Source organism: Bartonella sp. AA56HLJMS, assembly GCF_042197145.1.
Classification (GTDB): Bacteria; Pseudomonadota; Alphaproteobacteria; order Rhizobiales; family Rhizobiaceae; genus Bartonella.
Genome location: NZ_JBHIRL010000047.1, coordinates 1 through 3,635 on the forward strand (window position 1 = coordinate 1; position 3,635 = coordinate 3,635).

Here is a 3,635-nt window from a genome sequence, read left to right on the forward strand (position 1 = left end):
CCTTTATGACGCCTCACCTCTTCAAAATACACCACGTCAATTTGACCTGCTGTCTGCTTTATTTCTGATAGCCATTGCTTAAAACGCAAGTAACGCATTCCACCGCCTTCAAAACGGCGCGATTGAAAATTCACGGTACCACTGAATATGTCACCACTTGCACCACGTATCGCCCACCCCGTTTTGGTACCTAGATCAAAACAAAGAATTGTATTATTCATCACGTTTATGAAGCTCTAAAGCCATATTCCGTACTCCCAATAATAATGGAGTCTCTCCAATGTTCTACGGTACCAAGGTAGAGATGCCATATATCGTTGTGGTGTTAACATAGACAATTCATAAGTCTTATTAGAAACGAACTGAGAGTTTATATGTTCACCACCCCTTATTCTTGTACCACCAAAAACCGCCCCTCCACCACTGATCCAACAATTGCCTTCATGACTTAGGTTATCTTCACTTTCTACCCAGCCCCCTAAATCACCTTTTTTGACATCACCAAAGTCTCTCAATGCACGTATGCGGTAAAGAGTATGATCATCAACTTCAATTGTTTCATCAGTAAGTTCGTATTTTTTTTCGCTACCATCAACCGACGCAATACTACCAATAATATCTTGAGAAATACGTGCATTACCAAATGCATTGGCAAATTCATGAATTGCTGCTGTACCATATACATGCGCCTGATCAAAAACATGAGCATTTCCATAAACCTTAGCTCTGCCGTAAACATGCGCATGATCATAAATTTCTGCATCACCGTAAACGTGTGCATTATCGTAAACCTGAGCATTGTTACCAACACATGCATTTTCATTAACACATGCCTTACCATAAACCTTGGCATTGCCGTAAACTCGTGCATTGCTATAAACATGTGCCTCATCGTAAATCCAACAATTACCCTCATGAGATAAGTTGCCCTCATGCTCTATAAAACCACCTAGATCCCATTGCTCGACATCTCCAAAGTCTTTTAATGCACGAATACGGTGAAGAGTTTTGCCACAAAATTTGATTATTTCATCAGTAAATTCATACTTCTTTTTAAGTATCATATCTTCCACCCCTATCTCCTCACTTATCCTTCTTCTTACTCTTCTTATTCTTATGAGCCGGCGCTTTTACTGCTTCATCACGCTGTTTAAGCTCTTGTGTTAGTCTTTCAACTTCCTCGTCGCGTGATTGAACATCTGCTTTTAGTGCCTGTATCTTTTCACTTTTCCGTTTGAACTCTTCTCGGTACGCATCTAGCTTTTGCTTCAATTCTTTAATTTCCTCCTCACGTTCTTTAATCTCTTGCTTCAGTTCATCAATTTCCTCGTCGTCATGTTCTTCTATCTTTTGCTTAAGTTCTTCAATTTCCTCGTCACGTTCTTCAATCTCTTGCTTCAGTTCTTCAATTAGCTTGTCGCATTGTTCAAGATCCGCATCACATTGATCAATTGTCTGCTTGCTTTCCTTTAAATACCTAAACTCATTCTCTCTCATTTCTTTCTTAATATCTTGAACCTGCTCTTTAAGTGCTTTAACTTGATCGCGATAATGCAATGCAATACGAAACATCACTCCGCTTAAGAGCAAAACTGAAACCACTGCTATCCATAAAATTTCATTCGAACTCATCTTTATCTCCTTAATGCTGTAAAGTTTCTCCGGTGTGATCAACACCGCAGCTCTTGCAAATTTTCGACATTGGGGGGTGTTGCTCTTGCATTAATCTCTGCAAGCGCTCGGGATAAAAAAAATCTTCTGGACGCAAATCTATCCCATGATCACGTGCGTAGGTTAATAACTGCGCTTGATAAATTGAAGGAAACAATCCATTAGAACCACCCTTCTCTTTAGAATAAGTGATACGATAAACAGCTCCTTTACATTTCTTCAAAATACGCGAAACGTTAATAGCCCCCCCTAGATATTTTATTATAGTATACGCAGGTTCTTTTTTCATAAAGATAAAATTTCATATTTTATGAATTTTATCAAGATAAAATTTCATATTTTTTTTATTGATTTTTCATTTCATATGAAAGACTTTGTATTTTATGGAATCAGATCAGTTAAAGGTATGGCTTAATGCGCAATTAGCTAAAAATGGTCATGGTAGTAAGAAAATGCTAGCCAAGCATTTAGGAGTGTTACCATCTACCTTAACTAGTATGTTGCATGATTCAGGTACAAAAAGATCAATAAAAGCAAGTGAATTAATAGAAATTATTGATTTTTTTGGCGAAATCCCCCCTTTTCTAATCAAAGAATCTGAACAGTTTATTCAACTGTATTATCAAGCAAATCCCGAAGTTCAGAAAGCTGTTTTAACGATTCTTCAGAATTCTTGTTCTTCAGACAAAAAATAATAGCAGCCATCACTTTTTTATCTCCACAATTCCAAAGTTTTTCTAACATTAGTTTATCCATAATTAACCTACACTTTATTAAAATTTCATATTTTCTGAATTTTTATATTGACAATTTTCATAAATAATGAAATATAAGTTCCATATCTTAGAAAATAACTTTTGCCAATAGGCTGTATGGAGGCATTTGTGAATAAACCAGTGTTTATAAATTCTGATGAAATTCTCTTAGTGATGTGCGAAAATGAAGAGCAAAATCTCGCTAAATCTGGTCCTTTCTTAGAAGAAAGTGACATGATCAAATTTATCGACCAAGCCGATAATGCTGTCCAAATTTTGCGTATTGAACCAACGACTAATCGTTGCGAAGATATCTCTGAAGATATTGCCGAATTCTATCTTAAAGAATGTGAAGAGCAGTGTTTCAACGGAAACATTCCTCACGATTTTATTCTACACAGCACAGCATACGGTTTTTTTTTAGATGATATAAAACAGCGCGAATATGATGATGCAATGTATGGTTCTTACGAAAAACAACACCGTTTGCGTCCTTGTGATGTGCTTTAAAAGCTAAGGCGTTTTTAAAAGACGCCACCTTTTCAAAAAATTCACCACACAATGCAATGCCGTTCTTTTGCAAGAACGACAAAGGCAGAATCTAACTTAAAGGAGTAAAACCATGGAAAAAAAATACGAAATGACTGATGAAACAATTGAGTTTGGGCGCAGAACGCTCCGCCGCATTCGTGCACTGAGAGACTTTGGATATGTCAAAAAAGGTGACCTAGGCGGTTTTATAGAAAAAGAGAGCAACTTAAGCCATAAGAGAGACTGTTGGATTTTTGGCAATGCACACGTTTACGGTGATGCCAAAGTTTATGATGATGCGCGGGTTTATGGGAATGCACGCGTTTATGGCAATGCACAAGTTTTTGATTATGCCGAAGTTGGTGGTGCTGATGTTGGAGATAATGCCAAGGTTTTTGACTATGCGCGGATTTATGGGAATTCTGTTATAGGGAAAAGTGTACACGTTTACGGAAATGCTAAAATTTACAATCAAGCATATATTTGCTGTCGTGTAGACATTGCTGGAAATTGTAAAATTAGTGGCTCCACCGTAATCGTAGAACGTGAGAAATAGTAATCATGGAAAAAAAATACGAATTTACTGATGAAACAATCGAAGTTGATGGATACCTTACGCTTTACCGCATACGTGCATTAAAAGATTTTGGTGATGTTAAGGCTGGGGACCTTGGGGGC

The 3,635-nt window shown here is 37.2% G+C and carries 6 protein-coding genes and 1 pseudogene; 3 read left to right on the forward strand and 4 right to left on the reverse strand.

The window, feature by feature from the left end:
- From ACFINI_RS09465 to ACFINI_RS09480, 4 genes and pseudogenes are all read right to left on the reverse strand, one after another.
- Positions 1-221, reverse strand: a pseudogene (locus ACFINI_RS09465) (hypothetical protein); the annotation flags it as partial.
- 15 nt (positions 222-236) lie between these two features.
- The gene (locus ACFINI_RS09470) at positions 237-1,064 is read right to left on the reverse strand and encodes a hypothetical protein (protein WP_375647997.1); all 828 of its coding nucleotides are present in this window, start codon (positions 1,062-1,064) and stop codon (positions 237-239) included.
- Between the two features lie 19 nt (positions 1,065-1,083).
- A complete protein-coding gene (locus ACFINI_RS09475; RefSeq protein WP_375647998.1) occupies positions 1,084-1,632 on the reverse strand; it encodes a hypothetical protein in 549 nt (182 codons plus the stop codon).
- Positions 1,633-1,642: 10 nt separating this feature from the next.
- Complete coding sequence (locus ACFINI_RS09480) at positions 1,643-1,960, reverse strand: hypothetical protein (protein WP_375613783.1); 318 nt, start codon at positions 1,958-1,960, stop codon at positions 1,643-1,645.
- Between the two features lie 94 nt (positions 1,961-2,054).
- Between ACFINI_RS09480 and ACFINI_RS09485 the strand changes: the two genes are divergently transcribed.
- The 3 genes from ACFINI_RS09485 to ACFINI_RS09495 all read left to right on the forward strand — a co-directional run bounded on the left by ACFINI_RS09485 (position 2,055) and on the right by ACFINI_RS09495 (position 3,513).
- On the forward strand, positions 2,055-2,366 hold the full coding sequence (locus ACFINI_RS09485; protein ID WP_114647946.1) for an XRE family transcriptional regulator: 312 nt from the start codon (positions 2,055-2,057) through the stop codon (positions 2,364-2,366).
- 189 nt (positions 2,367-2,555) lie between these two features.
- Complete coding sequence (locus tag ACFINI_RS09490) at positions 2,556-2,936, forward strand: hypothetical protein (protein WP_375621921.1); 381 nt, start codon at positions 2,556-2,558, stop codon at positions 2,934-2,936.
- Positions 2,937-3,048: 112 nt separating this feature from the next.
- Positions 3,049-3,513 (forward strand): hypothetical protein, encoded by a 465-nt coding sequence (locus ACFINI_RS09495; RefSeq protein ID WP_375647999.1) that lies wholly within the window; start codon positions 3,049-3,051, stop codon positions 3,511-3,513.
- Positions 3,514-3,635: the final 122 nt, after the last annotated feature.

Excerpts from the sequence above, each read along its gene's own strand:
- ACFINI_RS09470 (WP_375647997.1), bottom strand. The coding sequence starts at position 1,064 with ATGATACTTAAAAAGAAGTATGAATTTACTGATGAAATAATCAAATTT.
- ACFINI_RS09480 (WP_375613783.1), bottom strand. The coding sequence starts at position 1,960 with ATGAAAAAAGAACCTGCGTATACTATAATAAAATATCTAGGGGGGGCT.
- ACFINI_RS09485 (WP_114647946.1), top strand. The coding sequence starts at position 2,055 with ATGGAATCAGATCAGTTAAAGGTATGGCTTAATGCGCAATTAGCTAAA.
- ACFINI_RS09495 (WP_375647999.1), top strand. The coding sequence starts at position 3,049 with ATGGAAAAAAAATACGAAATGACTGATGAAACAATTGAGTTTGGGCGC.
- ACFINI_RS09475 (WP_375647998.1), bottom strand. The coding sequence starts at position 1,632 with ATGAGTTCGAATGAAATTTTATGGATAGCAGTGGTTTCAGTTTTGCTC.